This is a genomic window from Aequorivita capsosiphonis DSM 23843 (genome assembly GCF_000429125.1).
Lineage (GTDB): Bacteria > Bacteroidota > Bacteroidia > Flavobacteriales > Flavobacteriaceae > Aequorivita > Aequorivita capsosiphonis.
The window spans coordinates 176,596-202,625 of record NZ_KE386849.1; the positions used below are offsets into that span (position 1 = coordinate 176,596).

Consider the following 26,030-nt stretch of genomic DNA (forward strand, 5'->3'; position numbering starts at 1 on the left):
TAAACTCTTAAACTCACCGCCTTAATTCAACAAAAAGCTAACATTAACGGTAGATTTAATTTCCATTTCACCAAGAGCAATTGATTGATCTCCACTTCCTGAAGAATCGCTCATAGCGGCCATTTTATACATAGGCCGCGGTGTTGGTGTATTACTGAATTCACTGATAGAAACAGCTTTCCCAACACTTTGGTTTAAAACTCCTGCATATTCTTTCGCTTTCATTTGCGCATTTTCAATAGCTTTTTTGCGCGCTTGGCTTTCTAAAGCTGCTTTATTAGTAGATGAAAAGTCAACGCCGTCAATCCGGTTGATTCCTGTGTCAACAAGGCCTTTCATTACTTGTTCATACTTTTTTAAATCACGCAGTTTTACCGAAAGAGATTGATTGGCAGCAAAAGTGTAGGTTTTGGAATTGTAATCGTAATTTTTAGTGAGGTTCATATATTCGGTTCGCACATCTTTATCTTCGATATTCATTTTCTTAAGGAATTTCAGCACATCGTTAATTGTTGCGTCATTCTGTTCCTTTAAGGATTTGGTGTTCTCTCCCGTATTTTCGACCCGAATATTGATGGTAACTTCATCCGGAACTACACGAACGATTCCTTCGCCTGTTACATCTACGGTTGGGGTTGGGGTATTTTGTGCCATCATAGTAGTTGTGGTTATTGCTAATATTAAAAGTGTTGTTATTGTTTTCATAGTTTATATTTTATTAGATTCTGTACTCGCGCACGCCACGAACCTGCTTGCCGGTAGGCAGTACATGAATTATTTATTATTATTATTATTATGGATTGAGCTTTTCAGTCATCTTTTCTCTTTATTCTTTATTCTTTATTCTTTATTCTAAAAACTAAAGTTTCCCCAGCTTATGCATCACAAATAAAACAATCAAAGGAATTGCCAAGAGAACTACAATCCATAAACTGGTTTGAAATAATGACGGAGCAATAGCCAGGGTCAAGATATAGCCTCCAACTGCTCCACCAATATGGGCATCGTGGCCAATATTTCCCAATCTTTTTTTCATGCCGTAGATTGAATACAACAAATATGCCATTCCAAAAAGCCAAGCTGGAATAGCGATGGGAATAAAGAATAGATAAAGCCCCATATTAGGAAAAAAGAGAATGGCAGAATACAATATCCCCATCACAGCCCCACTTGCTCCTATCGCGCTATAGTGCGGTTCATCTTTATGAAAATAATAGGATAGTAAATTCCCTGCAAGTAGGCTTACCAGATAAATAACCACAAAAAATGTTACACCAACACTCGCTATGACCACATTCGCAAAAAAGTAAAGCGTAAGCATATTAAACAGTAAGTGCGAAAAATCGGCATGTAAAAAAGCCGAGCTAACCATTCGTATCTGTTCCCCTCGACGAATTCCGCCGACGTTGAATTTATACTTTTCAAAAAAAGAAATATCGTTGAATCCCTTTAAAGAAATAATGACGTTAGCAGCAATAATGATTATTGTTGCAATATGAAGGTTTTGCATATATGGTAAATTTGAAATTTAAAATCGGAAATAAGAAATGTAAAAATAGAAATAAGAAACTATAAATAGGAGAGATGAAACGGGAAATATAAAATCAGAAATACGAAAACAAGTTAGTTACAGGTCAGTAAGTTGAACTTAAAAATTCTGGTTTCTCTTAGCTGTTTTTATAAAAGTGACCATAATCGTCACAAGTTCGCTCGCTTTTTTATTCAATCTTTGTAAAGAATCACGTCATTTCAACCCAGCCTAGCGTATCTCATTTTATCCTTCAAAGTTCGAACTTAGCATTCTTTACTCCTTACTCTTTATTCTTTTCATCCTTCAAATTTCCTATTTCAAAAAATAATTTAAGTAGTTTTGCCGTATTCATACCTATGCAAAAACTGCTTTATATACTGGCATATCCACTACTATGGCTGCTTTCAAAATTGCCTATGGGTATTTTGTACTTTAAATCTAGTGCGCTCTATTTTTTGGCTTATTATATAATTGGCTACCGCAAAAAGGTAGTAAAGGACAACCTAGTCTTGGCTTTTCCTGAAAAAACACAAAAAGAACGCGATCGAATCGCAAAAAATTTCATTAAACATTTATGTGATGTGATTTTTGAAACGATCAAGGCTTTTACTATTTCAGAAAAGGAAATACGGAAGCGTTTTGTGGTTACCAATGCCGAAATATTGGACAGTTACTATGAAAAAGACCGAAGCATCCTACTGATGGCCGGGCATTACGGAAACTGGGAATGGAGCGGTATTTTAAACAAGTTGATGAAACATCAAGCTCATGCCGTTTATAAACCTTTGGATAGCCCGCAATTTGATGCCTTAATCAAAAAAACGCGGGAACACTTCGGGGGGATTATTGTAAGCAATAAAAAAATAGTGACGGTTCTTTTTAGAAAATGGAAAAAAGGGGTTAAAACACTTACCTACATTCTTTCCGACCAAACCCCAAAAATGGGCGCTTTTAAACACCGTGACACTTTTATGGGAATTGACGTCCCCATGTTTACCGGCACCGAAGAACTTGCCAAAAAATTAGATTTCTCCGTAATGTACTTAAAAGTGGAAAAAGTGAAACGCGGCTATTACACCGCCACTTTCGTCCCTTTGGCTGACAACCCAAAAGAATATCCCGATTTTCAAATTACTAGAATGTTTTTTGATGCCTTGGAAAATCAAATCCGCGAAAAACCTGATTATTACCTTTGGTCACATAAGCGTTGGAAACTGAGAAATACAACCTCCTAGCCCCTTCCTCTGGCAGGCAAGTCCGAAGGGGAAACTATTGATTAAAAGTCCCCTTCGGGGATTTAGGGGATTATCCTGCTATTTCCCTTATTTCTGAAATAATTCTATCTGCCAACTTATCCGCTTCCTCTTGTGATTTCGCTTCCGTATAAATTCTGATAATAGGTTCTGTATTAGATTTACGAAGATGAACCCAGTTTTCAGCAAAATCTATTTTTACGCCGTCAATCGTGTTTATATCTTCAGAAGCATATTTGGCTTCCATCGCTTTTAAAATTGCATCAACATCCAATTGTGGCGTTAATTCAATTTTCTTTTTGCTCATAAAGTAAGCGGTATATTTCTTTCTGATTTCGCTAACTGCAATTTTCTGTTCAGCCAAAAAGCTTAAGAATAAAGCAACTCCTACCAAACTATCTCTTCCGTAGTGTAATTCTGGGTAAATAATTCCACCATTGCCTTCTCCACCAATCACGGCTTTGGTTTCCTTCATCATTTCAACAACATTAACTTCCCCTACAGCACTTGCAGTATAAGTTCCGCCATGTTTTTCAGTTACATCACGCAAGGCACGAGAGGAAGACATATTTGAAACTGTATTCCCAGGGGTATTTTGAAGTACATAATCTGCAACCGCTACCAGCGTGTATTCTTCGCCAAACATTTCACCTTTTTCATCAACGAAAGCTAGACGATCAACATCAGGATCTACAACGATTCCGAAGTCAGCACCTTCTTCAACTACCAATTCCATCAAATCACCCAAATGTTCTTTTAAGGGTTCAGGGTTGTGTGGAAACTCCCCATTTGGAGTACAGTAAAGTTTTACTGGCTCTACACCTAAGGCTTCTAACAACAAAGGAATAGCGATTCCTCCTGTTGAATTAACCCCATCAACAACAACCTTAAAACCGCAGGCTTTAATAGCTTCAGCATTTACCAATGGTAGATCCAAGACTTCATCAATATGCATATCTATATAAGCATCATTTTTATGGATTTCGCCTAGATTGTCAACTTCGGCAAAATCGATATCGCCAGCTTCAGCTAGGTCAAGGATTTTTTGTCCTTCAGCGGCATTTAAAAATTCGCCTTTATTATTCAACAGTTTTAAAGCGTTCCATTGTTTTGGGTTGTGACTTGCCGTTAATATAATTCCACCATCGGCGTGTTCCATAATTACGGCCATTTCAACAGTTGGAGTGGTTGAAAGATCTAAATCGATAACCGTAATTCCCATTCCTACCAGGGTGTTCATTACGAGTTGTTGGATCATTTCACCAGAAATACGGGCATCACGGCCCACTACTACTCTATATGCTTCCTTGTTTCTTTGTAGTTTTACCCAACTTCCGTAGGCTGCAGCATATTTTACAGCATCAATTGGAGTTAAGTTTTCGCCTTGTGCCCCGCCAATAGTTCCGCGGATTCCTGATATAGATTTTATTAATGTCATGTTTCCTACTTTTCGGGCAAAGATACTTTAATAAAAAGAGATATCTTTCAGTCAAATTTGTAAATTGTGGAATGAATTTTTTAGCCCACATCTATCTCTCTGGTGATGAAGAGGAAATTATTATTGGTAATTTTATGGCGGACGGCATTAAAGGTAAACGCTATCAAAATTACCCTCCAAAAATCGCTAAAGGAATTTTACTGCACCGCGAAATTGACACTTTTACGGATGCCCACCCAACAGTACACCAAAGTACGGCGCGGCTCCATAAAAACTACAGCCATTACAGTGGTGTAATAGTAGATATTCTATACGACCATTTTTTAGCCAAGAACTGGGATAAATACTGTGCACAACCGCTCGACGAATATGTACAGGACTTTTATGATTTGCTACATAAGGATTTCGATAAATTAACACCCAGAATTCAAAATATGATGCCCTATATGATTGCTGATAACTGGTTGTTTAATTACGCCACCATTGATGGTATTGCAAAGGTGTTGTCACAAATGAACATCCGCACAAAAGGTATAGTAAAAATGAATTTAGCCGTAAGAGAACTCGAGGAATATTACGACGAATTTGAAGCTGAATTCACTTCCTTTTTTGAAGAACTACGAACTTTTTCCAACCAAAAACTCAACGAACTATGAGATTGTATTCTATTTTTTTAATTGCGCTTCTTTTAATCTCTTGTAAAGAAAAATCAGATGCGCAAGTTGTCCCAAGTAAGCAAAATACTGAAGTTAAAGAAGTTAAATCTGTTATTGCCGATAGCGCAATGGTGGTTTCTGCACGAGTGGAAGCATCCAAAATTGGTGCAGAAATCATTAAAAATGGTGGCAACGCTTTTGATGCTATGATTGCTACTGAAATGGCTTTGGCAGTTGCCTACCCGTATGCTGGAAATCTTGGCGGCGGAGGGTTTATGGTTTACAGAACCGAATTTGGCGAAATTGGATCCTTAGATTATCGCGAAAAAGCCCCAATGGCCGCAACTAAAAACATGTATCTAGATAAAGAAGGAAACGTTATTGACAATAAAAGCTCGGTTGGCGCACTCGCTGTCGGGGTTCCAGGAACGGTGGCTGGAATGTTTGCCGTTCACGAAAAATTCGGAAGCCTACCTATGGAAGTCATTCTAAAACCTGTTATCAAGCTGGCTAAGAATGGTTATGTAATAACCGAAATGCAAGCCAAAAGATTCGAAAAATTCAGAATTCAATTTGAAGAAGTAAATGGGCAAGGCTCCATTTATACTGAAGTTTACAATGCTGGTGATACACTGAACAATATTGCATTAGCAAATACCTTGGACCGCATTTCCAAAAACGGCCTCTCAGAATTGTATGGAGGCGAAAGCGGTAAAAAGTTGGTTTCCTATTTAAAAGAAAAAGGTGGGATTGTTACTTTGGAAGATCTTGAGGCTTATGAAGCACAATGGCGGGAACCTATAGTTTTCAATTATAAAGGTTTAAAAATAATTTCCATGGCCCCTCCATCCAGCGGCGGGATTTGCTTGGCACAGATTTTTAAAATGATAGCACCCTATCCCGTTTCTGAATACGGCCATAATAGTGAGAAATACATCCAGCTAATTGCAGAAGCCGAACGCCGAGCTTATGCCGATAGAAGTTTCTATTTGGGTGATCCTGATTTCGTAAATATTCCTGTAGACTCCCTGCTTTCAGATGCATATTTAAGCCGAAGAATGGATAGTTTCAGCTTTGATGCCGCGACTCCTTCAACAGAAATAAAACCAGGAGTTATTGCTGGGTACGAAAGTCCGCAGACCACGCATTATTCCATTGTGGATTCCTTTGGAAATGCGGTTTCTGTTACCACTACTTTAAATTCGGAATACGGTTCAAAACTATATGTAAATGACCTTGGTTTCTTTTTAAACAATGAAATGGACGATTTCAGTGCAAAACCTGGCGAACCCAATGTTTACGGATTGGTTGGAGGGGAAGCAAATTCAATTGCACCCCAAAAACGAATGCTTAGCTCTATGACGCCAACCATCGTTGAAAAAGACGGGAAACTATCTATGGTCGTTGGCACACCCGGAGGTTCTACCATTATTACTTCAGTGGCACAAACCATATTAAATGTTTACGAGTTCAATATGAATATGCAGGAAGCGGTGGATGCTCCACGTTTTCACCATCAATGGCTACCGGATAATATTCGGTATGAAGAAGGAAGATTTCCAAGGGAATTAATTGAAGATCTTAAACAAAAAGGCTATCCTGAAAACACCACAAGTGACCCAATTATTGGGAAGGTAGATGCCATTTTAGTGCTGCCAAACAGGAAGCTTGAAGGCGGTGCCGATAGTCGTGGTGATGACACTGCAATTGGGTATTAAATTTAATGTTTTTTCTGTAAAAATTAACATGCGTGCTATAGCATGTATTCATTAATTTCCAATCAATTGAGTACCTTTGCAGGCTATGTCAAAAAATGATGATTTTATTGAAGTTTTGGGCGCACGCGTCCACAACTTAAAGAACATTGACGTTCGTATTCCACGAGAAAAATTAGTAGTAATTACAGGGCTTTCCGGCAGCGGAAAATCCTCTTTGGCGTTTGATACCATTTACGCCGAAGGGCAACGCCGTTATATTGAAACCTTTTCCGCCTACGCGCGCCAGTTTTTAGGAAGTTTAGAACGACCCGATGTCGACAAAATTGATGGACTTTCCCCCGTGATTGCCATTGAGCAAAAAACCACAAGTAAAAGCCCGCGTTCAACCGTTGGCACTATTACTGAAATTTACGATTTTCTTCGATTATTTTATGCTCGCGCTAGTGACGCCTATAGCTATAACACGGGTCAAAAAATGATTAGTTATAGCGACGAACAGATAAAGCAACTAATTCTTGAAGACTTTGCTGATAAAAAAGTGAGCATTCTCGCGCCGGTTGTCCGTTCCAGAAAAGGACATTATCGCGAGCTTTTTGAACAAATAGCCAAACAAGGATTTTTGAAGGTTCGCGTTGATGGAGAAGTACGCGATATTGTGAAGGGAATGAAAGTGGACCGATACAAAAACCATGACATCGAAATTGTAATAGACCGTCTAAAAGTTCCATCTCTCTCTAAAGATTCAGAGAAAGAAAGCGATGGCGATAAACGCGTTTCAGAAACCATACATACAGCGATGTACCACGGCGATGACGTTTTGATGGTGTTGGACAATGACATTAATGAAGCTCGCTTTTTTAGCCGTTCGCTGATGTGTCCAACTTCGGGAATTTCATATCCCAATCCGGAGCCAAATAACTTTTCGTTTAACTCCCCCAAAGGGATGTGCCCAAATTGCAAGGGTCTAGGAAAGCTTTATGAAGTTAATTTAAACAAACTAGTTCCAAATCCCAAACTTTCCATTAAGCAGGGTGCTTTAGCAGCACATGGACCACAGAAAAACAATTGGATTTTTAAGCAATTAGAGCTGATTGCGGAGCGATTCAAATTTAAACTTACAGATTCATTTGAAAGTATTCCGAAGGATGCAAAAGAGGTGATATTTTTCGGAGGAAATGAAAAATTTGATATCGAGTCAAAAGCATTAGGCATTACCCGAAGCTATAAAATAGACTTTGAAGGGGTTGCAACTTTTATTCAAAATACATTTGACGCCAACGAATCTACTTCCTTGAAACGTTGGGCAAAGGAATATATGGAAAAAATTCCCTGTCCAGAATGTAACGGTACTCGTCTGAGAAAGGAATCTCTTTACTTCAAAGTAAATGGAAAGAACATTGCCGAACTCGCCCATATGGACATTTCGGAATTGGCAGCATGGTTTAAAAATCTAGAGAAAGATCTTTCCGAAACACAACGAAAAATAGCTTCTGAAATTATAAAGGAAGTCCGCTCGCGTCTTGACTTTTTGATAGATGTAGGGCTTACCTATTTGGCTTTGGACAGAAGTTCAAAATCACTTTCGGGTGGAGAAGCGCAACGTATTCGTTTGGCAACACAGATTGGATCGCAATTAGTTGGAGTGCTTTATATTCTGGATGAACCTAGTATTGGTCTTCATCAACGCGATAATGAACGCTTGATAAAGTCCTTAAAACAATTGAAGGATATTGGGAATTCCGTGATAGTAGTTGAGCACGACAAAGACATGATTGAAAGTGCTGATTACGTTATTGACATAGGTCCCGCAGCTGGAAAACACGGTGGGGAAATTGTTTCCGAAGGAACCCCTAAGGAAATTGAAAAACACAATACCTTAACCGCCGATTATTTAAACGGAAGAAGAAAAATTGAAATCCCGGAAAAACGAAGAGAAGGGAATGGTAAAACATTAACCCTAAAAGGCGCTACGGGAAATAATCTAAAGAACATTTCAGTTAAATTCCCATTGGGAAAAATGATCGGCGTTACTGGGGTTTCAGGAAGTGGAAAATCAACACTTATCAATGAGACCCTCTACCCTATTCTAAACGCCCACTTTTTTAATGGGGTAAAAAAACCAATGCCTTATAAGAAAATCTTGGGCCTTGAAAATCTGGATAAGGTAATAGAGATTAACCAATCACCCATTGGTAGAACCCCACGAAGTAATCCTGCGACCTATACTGGTGTTTTTTCGGAAATTCGAAATCTTTTTGCCAAGACTTCAGAAGCGATGATTCGTGGTTATAAACCTGGACGCTTTAGTTTTAACGTCGCTGGTGGCCGTTGTGAAACTTGTAAAGGAGCTGGATTAAGAGTGATTGAAATGAATTTTCTACCTGATGTTTATGTTGAATGTGAAACTTGCCAAGGAAAACGTTTTAACCGCGAAACGCTAGAAATTCGCTTTAAAGGGAAGTCAATCTATGATGTCTTGGCAATGACCATTAACGAAGCAAATGGATTTTTTGAAAATATTCCGAAGATTCATAGAAAAATAAAAACAATTAAGGATGTAGGTTTAGGTTATATAACGCTTGGGCAACAATCAACCACACTTTCTGGTGGGGAGGCGCAGCGAATAAAATTAGCGACAGAGTTGTCCAAACGCGATACAGGAAATACTTTTTATATCTTGGACGAACCTACTACGGGTCTTCATTTTGAAGATATTCGCGTCTTGATGATCGTGCTCAATGAGCTTGTAGATAAAGGAAATACAGTACTTATTATAGAACATAATCTGGACGTGATAAAAACTGTTGACTACATTATAGATATTGGTCCCGAAGGTGGAAAGAATGGTGGAAAAATAATGGCTTTGGGAACTCCAGAAGAAATCGCCGAGAACAAAAAGAGTTATACCGCACGCTTTCTTAAAAAAGAATTAAATTAGCAAAAATCATTTTTTAGAATTCAAGAAGAAAGTTTTAATTTTTCATCTTGAATTTTGAACATTAAATATTGAACTACATAAAATGAGGAACGAACAAGTACCAAAAAACTGGAATCAAGTGAAGACAAATGACTCTTGGGCAATTTTTAAAATCATGGGCGAATTTGTCAATGGATATGAAAAAATGAGCAGAATTGGCCCCTGCGTTTCATTATTTGGCTCCGCAAGAACTAAACCGGATCATAAATATTATAAATTAGCAGAGAATATTGCTAAAAAGATTACTGAAAATGGATATGGCGTTATTACAGGCGGAGGTCCTGGAATTATGGAGGCCGGAAATAAAGGAGCCCATTTGGCTGGAGGAACTTCAGTAGGCTTAAATATCACACTTCCTTTTGAACAACACGACAATCCATATATTGACAGCGACAAAAGCATCGATTTTGATTACTTTTTTGTGCGAAAGGTAATGTTCGTTAAATACTCTCAAGGTTTTGTTGTCATGCCTGGAGGTTTTGGAACCCTTGACGAGTTTTTTGAGGCGTTAACATTAATCCAAACCCATAAAATTGATAAGTTCCCAATTATACTTGTGGGCACTAAATTTTGGGGAGGTCTTTTTGAATGGATAAAAACCACAGTGCTGGAGGCTAATAATAACGTAAATGCGGAAGATTTAGATTTGGTTCATTTAGTAGATACTGAAGATGAAGTACTGACTATTTTGAATGAATTCTATAACGAATACAATCTGAGTCCAAATTTTTAATTAAACTCATGGATGTCTAAAAAGTTTCTATGCTTGGTATTTATAATGGTTGCTTTTTGCGTAACTGCGCAGGGAACCATAAAAACCATGTGTTATAATCTTTTGGAATTTCCTTCCGCCAATCCGCCAAATCGTGAAGAAATTTTACGGGATATATTGAATGAATATCAACCCGATATTTTTATGATTTCTGAACTGGAAAGTGAAGCGGGAGCGAATCTTATTTTAGATATCGCTTTAAACAGTCAGGGAGAGGATTATGTTATGGCTCCGTTTGAACCAAGTCAATCCGGAGACCCTGAACATCTACAATTGATATTTTACCGAAAGGGAATGTTTTCATTAGTAACTTGGGAGGTATTACCAACCCCAGTTCGCGACATAAACTATTATCAATTAAAGCTTAGCACATCCGACCAACAATCAGATCCTGTATTTCTCAATGTTTTTGTGTCACATTTAAAATCCAGTCAAGGGAATGCGAATAAGCAATTGCGATTACAAATGGTACAAGAGTTTACAAATAGATTGGAGACTTTAGACCCTAATTCATTTGTGATTTTTGGAGGGGATTTTAATTTCTACACACAAAGTGAACCGGGATATCAAAAACTACTGGATTCTACAAATGCTATTGTCATGGTAGATCCTATTGATCGTCCAGGTTCTTGGCATAACAATATTAACTTTCAAGACATCCATTCGCAGAGCACTCGAATGTATTCTGGACCTTTTGGCGCGGGAGCTGGAGGCGGACTTGACGATAGATTTGACTTTATTGTGATGTCACAAAATATGCAAAGCGACCCAAAATTGAAGTATATTCCAGAAACTTATAAATCCTATGGAAACAATGGCAATTGTTATGACATGAGCATTAATGATCCAGATTGCATAGGTGACTTCAGTCAGGAGTTGCGTGAAAATCTTTATAATATGAGTGACCATCTTCCTATTGTAATGAATTTGGAAACCAATAAGCAGATTGTTTTAAATACGGAAACAATTGTTCACCAGAATACCATAACTTTGGAATCTACTTGGATCATGAATAAATTAAATATTCATTTAAATTCAAATCTTTCTGGAAACATTTCGTTTGAAGTTTATAATGTCCTTGGACAAAAATTATTGGAACACGAATCAACAAATTCAGAATATATTTCAATTGATATGAATCGACTTTCCGATGGTATTTACTACTTAAGAACAAATCTTCCAACCTCACGGATCTTTAAATTCTTAAAAACTTCTTGATAGTACGAAGTATTTTATACAGTATTCTTTTTTGCTTGGCTTTTCAAGTAAAGGCGCAGCACGTCATAAACATTGACGCCAAACTGAATGCAGCACAACGAACACTGGATATTGAACAGCAAATAACTTATAAAAACACTTCCTCCGATACTTTACAGGAAATCTATTTTTTCGACTGGGCCAATAGCTTTTCTTCCAAAACAACACCTTTGGCAAAAAGATTTGCTGAGAATTATAACAGCTCGTTTCACTTTGAAAAGGACGAGGAACGCGGAAAGACCAATCTTGAAAAAGTTTATAGCAATCAAAATAAACCATTGCAATGGCAACGTGACGAGGCAGCAGATATTTTAAAAATTATTCCAGATGTTCCATTAAAACCTGGAGATAGCTATACCTTCCATTTGGAATACAGCGTGAAGGTGCCAGATGATAAATTTACTCGCTATGGTGTAAATAAGATCAATAATTATAAACTGCGGTATTGGTATATTTCACCGGCAGTTTACAATGGCGAATGGCAGGTTTTCAGCAATAAAAACACAGATGATTTATTTCTAACGCCTTCAGATTTTTCAATTTCTTTTGAATTTCCAAAGACGTATTCCCTTACTTCAGATTTAGACGTTGTTTCAGAAGCTATTTCAGAAAATAAAAAAACAGTAAAACTTTCTGGTAAAGACCGAACAAACGCCATATTGTATTTAGAGAAAAGATCCAGTTTCGAAACTATTGAAACTGATAAACTGGAAATAATCACCAATCTACAAAATGCTAAAGTGAACCCACCAGTACAAGCCTTGGTGATAGACAGGGTGATTCAATTTCTAAATACAAAACTAGGCGCTTATCCTTTTGATAAAATGGTGATTAGCGAAACCGACTATAAAACTAATCCAGTTTACGGTCTCAACCAGTTGCCCAGTTTTATCAGTCCATTTCCCGATGGATTTGAATATGATATGGAGCAGCTAAAGACCATAACGCGTCATTATATAAAAAACACATTTGCACTTAATTCAAGGAAAGATTATTGGTTGCAAGACGCCTTGCAGATTTATTTAATGATGGAATATGTTGATGCGTATTATCCGAAAATGAAGATCATTGGGAATCTCAGCAATTGGTGGGTTATACGTTGGGCGCACGCGGCAGATCTGGAGTTTAACGACCAATATCCCATTCTGTATTTGAATATGGCCCGTAACAATATTCATCAATCGCTTAGTACTTCAAAGGATTCCTTGTTGAAATATAACATGAATATTGCCAATGGATATTACGGTGCAAGTGGTTTGCGATATTTGGACGACTATTTAGGCGATGACATTTTAGACAACAGCATCAAACAATTTTACGAAGAAAATAAACTGAAGCCTATAGAATCATCAGATTTTGAAAGCTTTTTAGCTACTAAAACCAAACTTCCCATAAATTGGTTTTTTGAGGATTTTGCTGATACGCGAACTACCATCGACTTCAGAATAAAAAAAGTTAAAAAGAAAGGAGATTCTTTAGAGGTTTTTATCAAAAACACTAGAGAAAACAAACTGCCTGTTTCCTTATATGGTCTTAATAAGGATGAAATTGTTTATCGCACTTGGACAGAACCAATAGACAGTATTTCGTCAATCACCATTCCCGCAGCAAACATTCGGAAACTAGCCCTTAATTATGAAGGCAGAATTCCTGAATACAATCGTAGAAACAACTTTAAAGCGGTTAAAGGTATTTTAAATAAACCACTTCAATTCCGTCTTTTTCAGGATGTGGAAGATCCAAACTACACGCAGTTTTTCTTTATGCCTATTTTTGAATACAATCTCTATGACGGTATTTCAACAGGCTTGAGGCTATATAACAAAACAGTACTTCCTAAGGCGATACATTACAGTTTGGAACCACAATTCGGGTTTCGCTCCAAAACCCTTGTTGGTAGTGGCTCCATAAGCTACACACAACGAATGGACGAAGGGAATCTGTATTCTATGCGGTATGGATTTTCCGGTAACTACTATTCCTACGATCGCGGGCTTTTTTACAAAAGATTTACACCTTATATGACCTTTGCTTTTAGGAGTCCAGATTTGCGCAATAATGAAAAGCAATTTATAAACCTTAGGAATGTAAATGTACATCGCGACAATGACCCAAATGATCCGTCGCAAGAACCCAATTACAGTGTTTTCAATATGCAATATGTGTATTCAAACCCGAACCTGATCAATTATTACAAAGGGGTTGTAGATTATGAAATTTCTTCAAAATTCAGTAAGTTGTCTGTAAATTTTGAATATCGAAAACTCTTTTTGAGCAACCGCCAACTCAATCTTCGCTTTTTTGCAGGCGTCTTTCTTTTTAATGATACCCGCGAAGATGAAGACTTCTTCAGTTTCGCTTTAGACCGACCGAATGATTATCTCTTTGATTACAATTATTACGGAAGAAGTGAAGATTCCGGACTCTTTAGTCAGCAGTTGATTATTGCTGAAGGTGGGTTTAAATCGCAGCTAGAGCCAGCGTATGCAAATAGTTGGATGACCACTGTAAATGCCAGTACAAATATCTGGAAATGGATTTATGCTTATGGAGATGCAGGATTGGTTCACAACAAAGCTCGAGGCACCACTGCGGTATTTGATACGGGAATCCGATTAAGCTTGGTTGCAGATTATTTTGAACTTTACTTCCCAGTATATTCCAGCTTAGGCTTTGAACCCAGCTTACCACATTACGACGAAAAGGTTCGGTTTATTGTGACTTTAAGCCCTAAAACCTTATTAAGTCTTTTTACTAGAAGATGGTATTGACGGTTTTTGAAGGACTACTAGAAAGCTGAACCACAAAGAACACGAAGTTTTTCACAAAGATTCACAAAGTGTTTTTAGTATACTTTATGGCTTTATCGTGTTCTTAGTGTTTAAACCTCAGCATAAAGTTCAATCACAAAGTTTGCAAAGTATTTCTTAGTGTACTTTGTGCCTTCATTGTGTTCTTTGTGGTTAAAAACCGGTATTATCTCCAGTAATTATTCGCCGCAGCAATAGTTGCAAACTCTGTAGCCACAACTTGCCCTACCGCTAATAGCATTGCCGCATCTTCAGCGTAAACAGGACGTAGTTTTTCACGTACTGCCGGATCTGGTTGTGTGATTTTTATAATCAATCGAGACATTTTAACGGCCAATTGACGACCTTCTTCTGGAGTTTTAGTGATTAGGGAGTTGCCCGGTATTAATTGAACTGGTTCTGACATTTTTCTATTTTTTAAAAATTAACAATCTTTAAATTTACTAAAAATACAGCGTTCAAAATACGGTCTATGTCGCAGTTGTTCTAAAATAGACTTAGTCTAAATGTCTTCCGAAGAAATGATCTGAATCCCCAACCGCTTCATTTCTTTCTTTTGAATTTCGAATGCCTCCACATCTAATGCTTGCGAAGCATCTTCAATAAAAAAGCAAGCAAATCCTTCCTTAAAAGCGTCCATTGCAGAAAAATAGACGCAAATATCAGCTGCCAAGCCGCAGAAAAACAATTGCGACGTGCTCTTTTCTCTTAAATACCCTGAAAGTCCAGTAGATTTTAAATGTCCGTTATCATAAAAAGCACTGTAACTATCTATTTGGGGGTCGGTTCCTTTTCTGAATATTGTTTCCCAACTTTGGGTTTTAAGTTCGGGATGAAAAAGCGCACCTTCCGTTCCCTGAACACAATGGTCTGGCCATAAAATCTGCTTTTGGCCTTGAATTTCAATCTCATCAAAAGTAGATTTTCCGAGATGGTTTGAGGCAAAACTTATATGGTTCTGCGGATGCCAATCTTGGGATGCAACCACCAAATCAAACTTATCCTGTATGCGGTTGATTACCGGTACAATTTTATCTCCATCGGGCACTGGAAGCGAGCCTCCGGGCATAAAGTCGTTTTGAACATCAATAACTAGTAGTGTTTTCATAATTTAAAATTTATGTTCAGCCATTAATCGATCCCGTTGTGATTTCAATTTTTCACTTAAACCAATTTTATAAATATGTGGGTTTTGGAAACGTTGGTATTCCCCTGGCAATAATTTTAAGCGTTCTTTGGTGTAATCCGCAATTTCAGTGACGGTTTTTTTCGGCAGCATTCTCTTTCCATTTACCATCACCGATTTTAAAAGTGCTTCTTGCTCAAAAGAATGTAAGTCCAAATTTTTATTGGAATCAAATGGATGGAACATACGGGTAATTTTTTCTTCGGAAACAAGACCAACCGCATCCGCGCCAAAGAACATTCCTTGTTCATCAATTATTCTAAACACCTGCTTTTTAGAAGGGAGTGAAACCTTCACTATATTTTCTGAAAGTTTAATACGCGGTTCTCCGTTGTATTCTGAAAGCTTATAAACTCCGCCCAAAGCTGCATCTGGTTGTCCGGTAACCAAATTGGTGCCTACTCCAAAAATGTCAATAGGTGCATTTTGTTCGTTTAAACTATTGATAACATATTCATCCAGCTGATTGGAAGCTACAATCTTCATATATTCCAAACTTTTCTCATCCAGCATTTTTCGTGTATTCTTCGCTAAATAGGCCAAATCACCGCTATCTAAACGGATTCCGTAAAGACGCTCTCCCCGCTCCTCCATTTCCTTGGCAACGGTTATAGCATTGGGAACACCGCTCTTTAGCGTGTTGTAGGTATCAACAAGGAGTACACAATTTATAGGGCGGTATTTCGCAAAATCCCTAAAGGCCTTTAGCTCATCTCCATAACTTTGGATAAACGAATGCGCCATAGTTCCCGAACAGGGAATGTTGAAATCTTCTGCGGCTTTTACATTGCTTGTGCTATCAAAACCACCTATGGCGGCTGCTCTTGTTGCAAAATATCCACCTGTGGCGTGTGCACGTCGCAACCCCATATCCAGTAAAAGTCTGTTGCCAGCACTTCGTCTTATTCTGTTAGCTTTCGTGGCAATTAAGGTTTGAAAGTTGAGTATATTCAATAAGACTGTTTCAATTATTTGCACTTCCAAAATAGAGCCTTCCACTTGCAGTATTGGACGGTTTGGAAAAACAATATCTCCTTCAGCAACTGAGAAAATAGATCCGTGAAATCGAAATTCTCGCAGATATTCCAGAAAATCGGTTTCAAAATGATGCGTCTTTAGGTATTCAATATCTTCATCTGTAAAGCGTAAATTTTCAATGATATCCAGAATATTATCCAGGCCTGCAAAGATGGTATAGCCGCCATCAAACGGATTATTTCTGAAATAATAATCAAAAACGGCGGTACCGTCGGGCTTGGTTTTAAAATAAACCTGCGCCATAGTTAACTGATATAAATCTGTGTAGGAAGCGGATATGTTTAGCATATAAGAAATATCTAAATTTTATAGTTTGTAAGGGTTTGCAGGAATTTTTCGTGCATTGCATCGGTATAATCCAAATGAGTGACAATCCGAAGTTTGCCTTGTCCCATCGTGCTTATTTTAATGTCTTTTTTAAGTAAATTCTTTATAAACTTCTCTTCGGAAATAGTTTCCGCAAGATAGAATATAACAATATTGGTTTCTGATGGCTCCACATTTTTTATATAGGCTTGCTGCGAAAGCGTATTAGCTATTTCGAAAGCTTTTTTGTGGTCTTCAGCCAATCTTTCCACGTGATTGTCTAACGCATAGATTCCCGCAGCAGTCATAAAACCAATTTGCCGCATTCCGCCGCCCAAGACTTTACGGACGCGCATGGCTTTTTGCATAATTTCAGAGTTGCCCAATAAAACGCTGCCCATCGGTGCGCCAAGCCCTTTGCTTAAACATACAGAAATGGTGTCAAAAACTTTTCCGTAGTCCTTTGCCTTTTCATTTTTGGCAACCAAGGCATTCCAGATTCGTGCCCCGTCCAAATGAAGTCCCAAATTGTGTTTATCACATACTTTACGAATCTTTTTAATTTCAGAAAAATCATAGCAGGCTCCCCCACCTTTATTTGTGGTGTTTTCAAGACAAACCAAGCTAGTTAATGGACTGTGATAAAAATCAGGTGGATTAATACTTTCTTCCACCTGTTCCGCGGTAATCATTCCTCTGTTTCCATCAATTAACTTACAGGAAACCCCGCTGTTAAAGGAGACGCCGCCGCCCTCAAAATTATAAACGTGTGCCCATTTATCGGCGATTAGCTGTTCGCCGGGCTGGGTATGCAGTTTAATTGCCGCTTGGTTTGCCATGCTTCCCGAGGGGAAAAAGAGGGCAGTATCCATCCCAAACATGGCCGCAAGCTTTTGTTCCAATTTATTAGTTGTAGGATCTTCTTTATAAACATCATCGCCCACTTCAGCATTTATAATGGCTTGCATCATTTCTGGTGTTGGACGTGTTACGGTATCGCTTCTTAAATCTATAATCATTGGTGTGTTTTAATTTTTACGAAGAAAACTCCCCTTTTCTTCTAAATTCTCTGAACGTTTTGAAAGTTCAGTGTCAAGTGTAATTTAGTGAAGGTTCTGAGCCTACTTTAACATTTATAGTGTTGTATCTTGAATTGTTTGCTAGATTAAATTCTTTGAAACTCTTTTAAAACCTATAAAATTAGCTGAAAAATATCTTTCGACTCACGAAGTTAATAGTATTTTTGCTTTCAAACTGTTTTGAAATATTTTTTCAAGGTAATAAAACAGAACTTCTAATTAAACATACCGCCTTCACGGGCATTTATATGACTTCAACAGACCAAATCAAAGACCTTAAGGTGCGGCTAGATGCCTTGAGGCGCTATCTTTGACATTGCTGGAAAACGCATAGAGATAAGTAACGACGAAGAAAAAACATTTGACCCCAATTTTTGGAATAACTCTCAGGAGGCCGAGGCTTTTATGAAGGTTTTGCGAAACAAAAAGAAATGGGTAGAAGATTTCGAGCTTGCACAGACATTTACAGAGGAAGCCGAAATATTACTCGAATTCCATAAAGAAGGGGAAGGAACCCCTGAACAAGTAAATGTCGCATTTGAAAAAGCAGAAAATGCTGTGGAATCGCTAGAGTTTAGAAATATGCTTGGCGAAGAGGGTGATGCTATGAGCGCAGTGCTGCAGGTTACTGCCGGTGCTGGTGGCACAGAAAGCTGCGATTGGGCTCAGATGCTGATGCGGATGTATCTTATGTGGGCAGAAAAGCATGGGTATAAAGTAAAAGAGCTCAACTTTCAATCGGGAGATGTTGCTGGCGTAAAAACCGTAACTCTTGAAATTGAAGGTGAGTACGCTTTTGGATGGTTAAAAAGTGAAAATGGCGTTCATAGATTAGTACGTATTTCGCCATTTGACAGCAATGCCAAACGGCATACAAGTTTTGTGAGTGTTTATGTCTATCCACTGGTAGATGATACGATTGAAATTGATATAAACCCTGCTGATATTTCTTGGGACTTTGCGCGAAGTGGTGGCGCAGGTGGTCAAAATGTAAATAAGGTAGAGACAAAAGCAATTCTTACCCACAGTCCAAGTGGCATTGTAATTCACAATAGTGAAACCCGAAGTCAGTTGGAAAACCGGCAGAAAGCCATGCAGATGCTAAAATCGCAATTATATGAAATTGAACTTCGTAAACAGCTTGCACAGCGCGCCGAAATAGAGGATAACAAAATGGCGATTGAGTGGGGGTCGCAAATTCGGAATTATGTTTTGCACCCTTATCACTTGGTCAAAGACGTTCGCACCAGTCATGAAACCGGAAATACAGATGCTGTTTTAGACGGTGATATAGATGGCTTTTTAAAGGCATATTTAATGATGACTGGGCAGAAGGAGAAGAGTGATGAATTGTAGAGTGAGTGGTGAGTGGTGAGTGGTGAGTGGTGAGTGGTGAGTGGTGAAAATAAAAAATTAACCTTTCCGGGAGAAGAATAGGAATATAAAAAATTGCAATATCATATCAATTGTAGGGAATAGGGCAAAAACAGAAAGTGCAGCATTCAAATAAATAATATTCCTTATTCTATCTTTAAGATATGCTAGTTTTAATGATTTCAACAAAATTAAATCGAAATACAAGTATTTGTTAATTTCTAGCAGTTAAGAAGCAAGCCAAATTATATTTATGTAATCTTGTAATAAAAATGAGCGTTATGAAAAAAGTATTATTGATATTACTGATATCTGCAACCATCTTGGGCTGCTCTAAGGATGATAATCAAACTCCACGACAAGAAGGTGGTCCAATCACGGCTGATGACACAGCATCCACACAACAAGATCTTCCGGTAACTATTAATGTTTTAGCAAACGATAGTGATGGCGACAATACGATTGATCCATCAACATTAACTGTAGAAATTGATGCAGGGGATGGAATAACTTCTGTGAATTCTTCAACCGGAGAAATAACCTATTCTCCAAATTTAGAATTTACAGGAATTGATACTTTTATATACAGAGTATGCGATAATGGAAGTCCTTCAATTTGCAATAGCGCAACCGTAACTATAACTGTAATTGGTGATGATGAACCGATAGACTGATTTGCGGAAAACCATTGCTGAAGTACTCAAACAAGTAAAAATTTTGGCGTGCGCTAATATTGCTTTATTGCTAGAGAAAAAACTTTTATAGCGTCATCAAATTTGATTGCATCGTGAATAATAATCTAACAAGTTTAGAAAATATTTTTTTTTACATGATTTTGTTGCTTCGTAGAAACTTTCAAGTTGTTGGAAATGTTAAAAAAAATTAGTTTTTACATAGTAGAAATTGGCTAAGCTATTCGGCACGATTTGTTAAAGAGAACTATCCTACAAAAAACAAAGGGAACAAGATTATTAAATCTGAGTTCCCTTTGCAAATCATATTCCTTTTGCTGGCATTATCCTTCAAAGTGATTCGGGTATATTCTCAGCTGTTACGAAAACTTAAGCACCCCAATATGATAGTTTGATAAAGATAGACAATTATGAACTCAGAATATACTATTTTCTGCATTTTAACATTTTAGTCACGCTTTCTCCAAACTAAATCTGTTGACCAAAAAGCTAAAAGTAATATTAAAAACATCCCACAGATATATTTGGCGGGTTCCAACCCCCCATCACCAATCCCAATAAAACCGATGACACCAAAGACAATGGCCATTATAATGTATGTAGCTTTCCAGTGAAGCATAGGGATAAATGTTAAGTTTGTTCAAATATTCGAATTAAAGATAAAACAAAAATATTGAAAAATTTTAACATACCTATTTATTTTTTAACAAAATTTATGGTTTTGCAGGAACGTCAGTAAGCATTTCATCGAAATAGGTCTTTGGCCAAGAGGATAACTTAGGTTTAAGAATACTGATAAGCAAACATTTTCTACTTTTTTGAAGTCTCTTGCTCACATGATATCTATCACCACTAGGAAAATGGCAGGACGAATGTTGGACTTCTCTAAATTATTTCAATAAAACCATCTTTTTTTTGTAACCAGGCAAAGTTATATTCATCCAACGCATATATAACAATAGGTTAAACCATAAAAGATTTATCATGAAAACAAATTTTATTATTAAATCGTTCGCTATCCAAATGATAGCACTATTCACTTGTGTTTGTGGGTTTGCTCAAGAAGCTCCACAACTTACCGATGCGGAGATTGCCAGCGTTGCTGTTGTTGCCAATAAAATAGACGTAAATTATGCAAAACTCGCCATGGACCGATCTAAAAACCCTGAAGTTCGTGAATTCGCCAATACTATGATTGCCGATCACAACGCAATTATAGATCAAGCTGTAGCACTTGTCACCAAACTTGGCGTTGTTCCAAAGGATAATGCTATGAGTCAATCCCTACAAAAGCAAGCCGATGAAACAACCATAAAACTAAAAGCTGCTAAGGGAAAAGCCTTTGACAAAGCCTATATTGACAATGAAGTAGCGTACCATAAAGCGGTGATTGGCGCTGTAAAAACAGTATTGATTCCGCAATCTCAAAATGCCGAACTTAAAGCGTTACTTAAAACTGCGCTTCCTATTTTGGAAACACATTTGGGCCACGCGGAAATGGCACAAAACAAAATTCTGAAATAATGAAAACGGTTCGAAAATCGATTATAGCCCTAACGGTCTTCAGCATTGGCTTGGTCACAATATTTTTCCTTTCAACGGGATTCAAAAAGATGGAAACCAATCAGAAAACCCCAACTACTCATATTGTGACAATCTATCAAATGAAATTTGATCCTGAAAACATAAAGGTGAAGAAAGGAGATATCGTAGAATGGGTAAACAAAGATTTTGTACCTCATGATGTTACGGAGATTGACAAAAAATGGACATCCAAACCACTTAAACAAGATGATACATTTTCAAAAGTAATAACAAAGGATTTCAATTATTTTTGCAGCATTCACTTGGTTATGAAAGGTTCAGTTACAGTAACGAATTAATAAATACATTACTTTTTCATTAATAAAGGAAGAATCCACTGTTGTTTTAGTTTGGTTGATCTTTTCGACAGTGGGTTTTCTGAATGAAGGAAACAGCATTTGAAATAGTTTCCAGTTTTAAATTCAGAAAAACCACTGTACCTTTACTGCAAATTCAATTATGAAAGCCGCAAGTTTAAAGGAAATAAAAACCGAACTTAACCACCGATCTACACAAGAACTGTTGGATCTCTGTCTTCGGCTTTCAAAATTCAAAAAGGAGAATAAAGAACTGCTCACTTACTTATTGTTTGAATCTGCAGATGAAGAAGCCTTTATTCAAAGCATCAAAGAAAAGGTTGATACCGATTTTGAAACAATCAACACCAAAACATTTTTCTACATTAAAAAAAGTGTGCGAAAAATTCTACGGGAGCTTAAAAAATTTATTCGCTATTCACAAAAGAAAGAAACTGAAGTGGAGCTTTTGCTCTATTTTTGCCATAAACTCAAGGACTTTACTCCATCTATAAAACGCAATACAACCCTAACAAATCTCTATCAACGACAAATTGGTTATATAGAGAAAAAGGTCGCCAGCTTGCACGAAGATTTGCAATATGACTACAATTTGGAGTTGGAGGAGCTTTTGAAAAAGTAGCAGTTGGCAATTGCAGTAAACAGTTTGTATTTGATGAAAACCTTGAATATTGAATTTTAAACTTTGAATTAAAAATCTATGACTACATTATACCACAACCCACGTTGCAGTAAATCACGCGAAGCACTACATCTTTTGGAAGCAGAAGGAGAAACTCTGGAAATAATAAAATATCTTGAAAATCCGCCTTGCTATCAAGAGTTAACTCAAGTTATTGAATTGCTAGAAATAAAGCCAATGGATTTGGTTAGAACGCAGGAGAGCGTTTGGAAAGAAAAATTCAAAGGAGTTAAACTTACCGATGAAGAGTTGATAACTGCAATGGTTGAAAACCCAAAACTCATAGAGCGCCCCATCGCAATTAAAGGCACGCACGCCGTAATTGGTCGTCCACCTGAAAAAGTTCTCGAAATACTATAAGCAGGGTTTAAAGATTAACAAGCCTTCTCGTTTTTTGCAGCTTAATTTAACAGGGATTTAGCAATTTCCAATTAAACCAAGACTACTTTCGCTGGTCAAAATGGTTAAAAGATAAATGAAATTTACGCTCTCCCTCCTACTTTTATGCGCAACGGTTACGCTGTTTGCACAAAGTCCTGAAAAGAAACAAATTACTGTTAAAGGAACCATCCTTGAGGATGGAACAAACTACCCATTGGAGTATTCCACTGTTTCATTTATAGATCAACAAGGAAAAACCATCACTGGTGGAATTACAGATTTTGATGGTAATTACAAGATAGATGTTCCTGCCGGAATTTATACGGTGAAATATGAATTTATTTCATATAAATCGAAAGAAGTTCCAAATCAAAACCTCACCAAGAACGTTACACTTCCCACTGTGAAATTAGCCTTGGATGCATCCAGTTTAGATGAAGTAGTAGTGCGTGCCGAAACCACGGAAGTTCAAATTCGTCTCGATAAAAAAATATACAATATAGGCAAAGACCTTACAACAGGAGGCGCCACCGTGGGTGACGCTTTGGGCAACGTACCCTCGGTAACTGTAGATGTGGACGGTGCGATTTCACTGCGTGGAAATGAAAACGTAAAAATCCTAATCAATGGAAAACCTTCTGCCATCGCTGGTTTTGGATCAACGGACGCCTTAAGACAACTTCCGGCTGAAGCTATTGAACGTGTTGAAGTTATTACTTCCCCTTCCGCCCGTTACGATGCTGAAGGTACTGCAGGGATTTTAAACATCATCCTAAAAAAAGAAAAGACCTTAGGACTAAATGGTTCAATAAGTACAAGTATTGGAGTGCCTACAACCAGTAGCGCTTCAGGAAATATAAATTTGAGAACAGATAAGTTCAATATCTTTAATACTACGGGAATAAGTTATCGCGATGTTCCAGGATCCGCTTTCTTCGATAACAAATACTTTGAAAGAAGTTTTATAGATAAGGACGGAAATCCTGCTACTTACACACCTGAATTCGATCAAGTCACTGAAGACAGGAGTTATGATAGACTTAGAAAAAATTTCAACACCAATTTGGGGATTGAGTACTTCTTGACTGAAAAATCATCACTTACCGCTAGCGGATTCTTGAGATTAGGCGATGATGAAGACGTAACCACAAATAAAACAGCCAATTTTAAGAATAATGATTTAATAGAAAATACTTCAAGAATTGAAACACAAACTGAAGATGATACCAATTATCAGTTTTCTTTAAACTATGAAAACAACTTCAACGATAAAGGCCATAAACTTACTGCCGATCTACAGTATGACCGAAGTAAAGAAACGGAAGAATCTTTTATTGACGATAGAAAAACATTTCCTGAACTAGAAATTCGTCCTTCTGAAAACATCATTAAAAAGGAAAATGAAAAAGAATACCTAGCAAAAGTAGATTATGTTTTGCCAATTGGAGAGAATTCACAATTTGAAGCGGGCTATAGAGGGAATTATGATGAAACCATAACCGATTATACATTATTTAATGAACTGGGAACCACCGGTGATTTTATTCGCAATGATAGTCTTTCAAACATTTTTACCTATAACCAAAATGTGAATGCCATTTATTCCCAATATGGAAGTAAGTTTGGAAAGTTCTCATACCTTTTAGGTTTACGTCTCGAAAATACGCAACTAAAAGGAAGTGTGGACGCTGAAAATGTTATGGAGAACGCTCCCTTCGATTTAAATTTTGACAAAAACTATACAGGCCTTTTCCCAACAGTCAATCTTACCTATGAACTTGGAGACAGCGAAAACGTAACGCTTGGTTATAACCGACGTATTAATCGCCCAAGAAGTTGGTTCGTCAATCCATTTCCATCGCGTTCTAGTGAAGCAAACGTCTTTCAAGGAAATCCTGATTTAAATCCAGCCTATGCCAGTGCATTCGATTTGGGTTACTTGAAACGTTGGAAGAAACTTACCCTAAGTACTTCTATCTATTACCAACATGAAACCGACGCTTTTGAAAGAGTACAGGAAGAAACCGGAGAACAAACCAGTAATGGAATTCCAATTATTCGGTCCTTACCAATTAACCTTTCAACCAATGATCGCTATGGCTTTGAACTTGGCTTACTTTATAATCCGTATAAATGGCTTTCACTAAACGGAAGTTTTAATTATTATCAATTTAAAACCGAAGGCTTTTATAACGATGTAGATTACGGCGCAAAAAACGATAGTTATTTTGCAAGATTTAGTGGAAAAGTAAAACTACCAGCAAAAATAGATTGGCAAACCAATGCGTTTTACCGAGGACCGCGTAGCAATGCGCAAACGGAAACAGATGCTATACTTTCTGTAGATATGGCAGTGAGTAAAGATATTATTAACGACAATGCCACTTTGGCTCTTAATGTTAGCGACCTTTTAAATACACGTAAAAGAAATAGCTATTCTTATACGGATACTTTTACCAGTAATAGTGAATTTCAGTGGAGAAGACGCCAAGTATCACTTTCATTTACCTACCGCTTTAATCAGCAGAAGCAGCGCCAACGTCCAGACCGTGGCGGTGGTGATGAGGAAGGTGGTTTTGAAGGATAAAAGCCCCTAACCTCCAAAGGGGGAACCCATTATGCTAAGGCTAATGATTTCTATAACAAAAAAAGGGAACCGATCGGTTCCCTTTTTAGATATGATAAATGTTGAAATTATGATTTCAACTCTTTCTTCTTTTTCTCTTCACGCTTAATTTTATAGTTTTCGTAAAGTGACCCACCAATCCAGTAAGGAAGGATGCCTACTAAAAAAAACATCAGCCAAAATCCTATGGTCACAACTCCCATAATTGCTATAAATCCTAAATATTGCTCAAAAGTAAACATAAGTGTATTTGTTAATGTTGAAAGCTCAAAGATAATAGGAATTTTTCAATCTCCACAATAAAATGTTTCTATTTATTCACAAGAAATAAACAGCATAGCGGGTTGACCAAC

The 26,030-nt window shown here is 37.4% G+C and carries 23 protein-coding genes; 14 read left to right on the plus strand and 9 right to left on the minus strand.

Annotated elements, in window-relative coordinates; translation table 11 throughout:
- Window positions 1-21: 21 nt before the first annotated feature.
- Both G440_RS0116375 and G440_RS0116380 read right to left on the minus strand, forming a co-directional pair.
- Window positions 22-705, minus strand: coding sequence for an SIMPL domain-containing protein (locus G440_RS0116375; protein WP_026452280.1), 684 nt, complete (start codon window positions 703-705; stop codon window positions 22-24).
- Window positions 706-859: 154 nt separating this feature from the next.
- Window positions 860-1,510: a rhomboid family intramembrane serine protease gene (locus G440_RS0116380; protein WP_026452281.1), complete on the minus strand. Its 651-nt coding sequence runs from the start codon at window positions 1,508-1,510 to the stop codon at window positions 860-862.
- A gap of 377 nt (window positions 1,511-1,887) precedes the next feature.
- On the opposite strand from G440_RS0116380, the gene G440_RS0116385 reads away from it, so the two are divergent.
- On the plus strand, window positions 1,888-2,766 hold the full coding sequence (locus G440_RS0116385; RefSeq protein WP_026452282.1) for a lysophospholipid acyltransferase family protein: 879 nt from the start codon (window positions 1,888-1,890) through the stop codon (window positions 2,764-2,766).
- A 70-nt stretch (window positions 2,767-2,836) separates the two neighbouring features.
- Here the strand turns inward: G440_RS0116385 and glmM are convergent, their stop codons facing one another.
- Entirely contained in the window at window positions 2,837-4,222 is a 1,386-nt protein-coding gene (gene glmM / locus G440_RS0116390) for a phosphoglucosamine mutase (RefSeq protein WP_026452283.1), read from the minus strand.
- A gap of 71 nt (window positions 4,223-4,293) precedes the next feature.
- Here glmM and G440_RS0116395 point away from each other — a divergent pair, with 71 nt between their 5' ends.
- The 6 genes from G440_RS0116395 to G440_RS0116420 all read left to right on the plus strand — a co-directional run bounded on the left by G440_RS0116395 (window position 4,294) and on the right by G440_RS0116420 (window position 14,373).
- Entirely contained in the window at window positions 4,294-4,878 is a 585-nt protein-coding gene (locus G440_RS0116395) for an acyl carrier protein phosphodiesterase (protein ID WP_026452284.1), read from the plus strand.
- Entirely contained in the window at window positions 4,875-6,596 is a 1,722-nt protein-coding gene (gene ggt / locus G440_RS0116400; RefSeq protein WP_026452285.1) for a gamma-glutamyltransferase, read from the plus strand. Before G440_RS0116395 ends, ggt begins: the two co-directional genes overlap by 4 nt.
- Before the next feature lie 85 nt (window positions 6,597-6,681).
- On the plus strand, window positions 6,682-9,534 hold the full coding sequence (uvrA, locus tag G440_RS0116405) for an excinuclease ABC subunit UvrA (protein ID WP_026452286.1): 2,853 nt from the start codon (window positions 6,682-6,684) through the stop codon (window positions 9,532-9,534).
- An 82-nt stretch (window positions 9,535-9,616) separates the two neighbouring features.
- Window positions 9,617-10,306 (plus strand): LOG family protein, encoded by a 690-nt coding sequence (locus G440_RS0116410; protein WP_026452287.1) that lies wholly within the window; start codon window positions 9,617-9,619, stop codon window positions 10,304-10,306.
- Window positions 10,307-10,318: 12 nt separating this feature from the next.
- Complete coding sequence (locus G440_RS0116415) at window positions 10,319-11,563, plus strand: T9SS type A sorting domain-containing protein (protein WP_026452288.1); 1,245 nt, start codon at window positions 10,319-10,321, stop codon at window positions 11,561-11,563.
- Window positions 11,560-14,373, plus strand: a complete 2,814-nt coding sequence (locus G440_RS0116420; RefSeq protein ID WP_034259796.1) for a gluzincin family metallopeptidase — start codon at window positions 11,560-11,562, stop codon at window positions 14,371-14,373. The genes G440_RS0116415 and G440_RS0116420 overlap by 4 nt, the downstream gene beginning before the upstream one ends.
- Before the next feature lie 205 nt (window positions 14,374-14,578).
- Here the strand turns inward: G440_RS0116420 and G440_RS0116425 are convergent, their stop codons facing one another.
- The 4 genes from G440_RS0116425 to G440_RS0116440 all read right to left on the minus strand — a co-directional run bounded on the left by G440_RS0116425 (window position 14,579) and on the right by G440_RS0116440 (window position 17,961).
- The gene (locus G440_RS0116425) at window positions 14,579-14,818 is read right to left on the minus strand and encodes a hexameric tyrosine-coordinated heme protein (RefSeq protein ID WP_026452290.1); all 240 of its coding nucleotides are present in this window, start codon (window positions 14,816-14,818) and stop codon (window positions 14,579-14,581) included.
- Window positions 14,819-14,914: 96 nt separating this feature from the next.
- Entirely contained in the window at window positions 14,915-15,520 is a 606-nt protein-coding gene (gene pncA / locus G440_RS0116430; RefSeq protein ID WP_026452291.1) for a bifunctional nicotinamidase/pyrazinamidase, read from the minus strand.
- A gap of 3 nt (window positions 15,521-15,523) precedes the next feature.
- Entirely contained in the window at window positions 15,524-16,924 is a 1,401-nt protein-coding gene (locus G440_RS0116435) for a nicotinate phosphoribosyltransferase (protein WP_026452292.1), read from the minus strand.
- Between the two features lie 11 nt (window positions 16,925-16,935).
- Entirely contained in the window at window positions 16,936-17,961 is a 1,026-nt protein-coding gene (locus G440_RS0116440; protein WP_026452293.1) for a threonine aldolase family protein, read from the minus strand.
- Between the two features lie 308 nt (window positions 17,962-18,269).
- Between G440_RS0116440 and prfB the strand changes: the two genes are divergently transcribed.
- Both prfB and G440_RS0116450 read left to right on the plus strand, forming a co-directional pair.
- Window positions 18,270-19,377 (plus strand): peptide chain release factor 2 gene (prfB, locus tag G440_RS0116445; RefSeq protein WP_157418040.1). Its coding sequence is split into 2 segments (ribosomal slippage): window positions 18,270-18,332 and window positions 18,334-19,377, totalling 1,107 coding nucleotides; the frame shifts between segments, so codons are not numbered across the junction.
- Window positions 19,378-19,676: 299 nt separating this feature from the next.
- Window positions 19,677-20,069, plus strand: a complete 393-nt coding sequence (locus tag G440_RS0116450; RefSeq protein WP_157418042.1) for an Ig-like domain-containing protein — start codon at window positions 19,677-19,679, stop codon at window positions 20,067-20,069.
- 466 nt (window positions 20,070-20,535) lie between these two features.
- Here the strand turns inward: G440_RS0116450 and G440_RS21270 are convergent, their stop codons facing one another.
- Window positions 20,536-20,706: a DUF1328 family protein gene (locus G440_RS21270; RefSeq protein ID WP_157418044.1), complete on the minus strand. Its 171-nt coding sequence runs from the start codon at window positions 20,704-20,706 to the stop codon at window positions 20,536-20,538.
- 365 nt (window positions 20,707-21,071) lie between these two features.
- Here G440_RS21270 and G440_RS0116460 point away from each other — a divergent pair, with 365 nt between their 5' ends.
- From G440_RS0116460 to G440_RS0116485, 5 genes are all read left to right on the plus strand, one after another.
- Entirely contained in the window at window positions 21,072-21,611 is a 540-nt protein-coding gene (locus tag G440_RS0116460; protein WP_026452296.1) for a DUF4142 domain-containing protein, read from the plus strand.
- Complete coding sequence (locus G440_RS0116465) at window positions 21,611-21,970, plus strand: plastocyanin/azurin family copper-binding protein (protein WP_026452297.1); 360 nt, start codon at window positions 21,611-21,613, stop codon at window positions 21,968-21,970. Before G440_RS0116460 ends, G440_RS0116465 begins: the two co-directional genes overlap by 1 nt.
- Before the next feature lie 160 nt (window positions 21,971-22,130).
- On the plus strand, window positions 22,131-22,610 hold the full coding sequence (locus tag G440_RS0116475) for a hypothetical protein (RefSeq protein ID WP_026452298.1): 480 nt from the start codon (window positions 22,131-22,133) through the stop codon (window positions 22,608-22,610).
- Between the two features lie 78 nt (window positions 22,611-22,688).
- Entirely contained in the window at window positions 22,689-23,030 is a 342-nt protein-coding gene (gene arsC / locus G440_RS0116480; RefSeq protein WP_026452299.1) for an arsenate reductase (glutaredoxin), read from the plus strand.
- 115 nt (window positions 23,031-23,145) lie between these two features.
- Window positions 23,146-25,638 (plus strand): TonB-dependent receptor, encoded by a 2,493-nt coding sequence (locus G440_RS0116485; RefSeq protein WP_026452300.1) that lies wholly within the window; start codon window positions 23,146-23,148, stop codon window positions 25,636-25,638.
- 107 nt (window positions 25,639-25,745) lie between these two features.
- On the opposite strand, the gene G440_RS21375 is transcribed toward G440_RS0116485, so the two are convergent.
- A complete protein-coding gene (locus G440_RS21375; RefSeq protein WP_026452301.1) occupies window positions 25,746-25,919 on the minus strand; it encodes a hypothetical protein in 174 nt (57 codons plus the stop codon).
- Window positions 25,920-26,030: the final 111 nt, after the last annotated feature.

What these genes read in the sequence shown, in the direction of transcription:
- G440_RS0116465 (WP_026452297.1), top strand. Translation starts at nt 21,611, where the DNA reads ATGAAAACGGTTCGAAAATCGATTATAGCCCTAACGGTCTTCAGCATT.
- G440_RS0116425 (WP_026452290.1), bottom strand. Translation starts at nt 14,818, where the DNA reads ATGTCAGAACCAGTTCAATTAATACCGGGCAACTCCCTAATCACTAAA.
- G440_RS0116380 (WP_026452281.1), bottom strand. Translation starts at nt 1,510, where the DNA reads ATGCAAAACCTTCATATTGCAACAATAATCATTATTGCTGCTAACGTC.
- G440_RS0116410 (WP_026452287.1), top strand. Translation starts at nt 9,617, where the DNA reads ATGAGGAACGAACAAGTACCAAAAAACTGGAATCAAGTGAAGACAAAT.
- glmM (WP_026452283.1), bottom strand. Translation starts at nt 4,222, where the DNA reads ATGACATTAATAAAATCTATATCAGGAATCCGCGGAACTATTGGCGGG.
- G440_RS0116485 (WP_026452300.1), top strand. Translation starts at nt 23,146, where the DNA reads ATGAAATTTACGCTCTCCCTCCTACTTTTATGCGCAACGGTTACGCTG.
- G440_RS0116440 (WP_026452293.1), bottom strand. Translation starts at nt 17,961, where the DNA reads ATGATTATAGATTTAAGAAGCGATACCGTAACACGTCCAACACCAGAA.
- G440_RS0116375 (WP_026452280.1), bottom strand. Translation starts at nt 705, where the DNA reads ATGAAAACAATAACAACACTTTTAATATTAGCAATAACCACAACTACT.
- G440_RS0116450 (WP_157418042.1), top strand. Translation starts at nt 19,677, where the DNA reads ATGAAAAAAGTATTATTGATATTACTGATATCTGCAACCATCTTGGGC.
- G440_RS21375 (WP_026452301.1), bottom strand. Translation starts at nt 25,919, where the DNA reads ATGTTTACTTTTGAGCAATATTTAGGATTTATAGCAATTATGGGAGTT.
- G440_RS0116415 (WP_026452288.1), top strand. Translation starts at nt 10,319, where the DNA reads ATGTCTAAAAAGTTTCTATGCTTGGTATTTATAATGGTTGCTTTTTGC.
- arsC (WP_026452299.1), top strand. Translation starts at nt 22,689, where the DNA reads ATGACTACATTATACCACAACCCACGTTGCAGTAAATCACGCGAAGCA.
- pncA (WP_026452291.1), bottom strand. Translation starts at nt 15,520, where the DNA reads ATGAAAACACTACTAGTTATTGATGTTCAAAACGACTTTATGCCCGGA.
- G440_RS0116435 (WP_026452292.1), bottom strand. Translation starts at nt 16,924, where the DNA reads ATGCTAAACATATCCGCTTCCTACACAGATTTATATCAGTTAACTATG.
- ggt (WP_026452285.1), top strand. Translation starts at nt 4,875, where the DNA reads ATGAGATTGTATTCTATTTTTTTAATTGCGCTTCTTTTAATCTCTTGT.
- G440_RS0116395 (WP_026452284.1), top strand. Translation starts at nt 4,294, where the DNA reads ATGAATTTTTTAGCCCACATCTATCTCTCTGGTGATGAAGAGGAAATT.
- G440_RS0116385 (WP_026452282.1), top strand. Translation starts at nt 1,888, where the DNA reads ATGCAAAAACTGCTTTATATACTGGCATATCCACTACTATGGCTGCTT.
- G440_RS21270 (WP_157418044.1), bottom strand. Translation starts at nt 20,706, where the DNA reads ATGCTTCACTGGAAAGCTACATACATTATAATGGCCATTGTCTTTGGT.
- uvrA (WP_026452286.1), top strand. Translation starts at nt 6,682, where the DNA reads ATGTCAAAAAATGATGATTTTATTGAAGTTTTGGGCGCACGCGTCCAC.
- G440_RS0116475 (WP_026452298.1), top strand. Translation starts at nt 22,131, where the DNA reads ATGAAAGCCGCAAGTTTAAAGGAAATAAAAACCGAACTTAACCACCGA.
- G440_RS0116460 (WP_026452296.1), top strand. Translation starts at nt 21,072, where the DNA reads ATGAAAACAAATTTTATTATTAAATCGTTCGCTATCCAAATGATAGCA.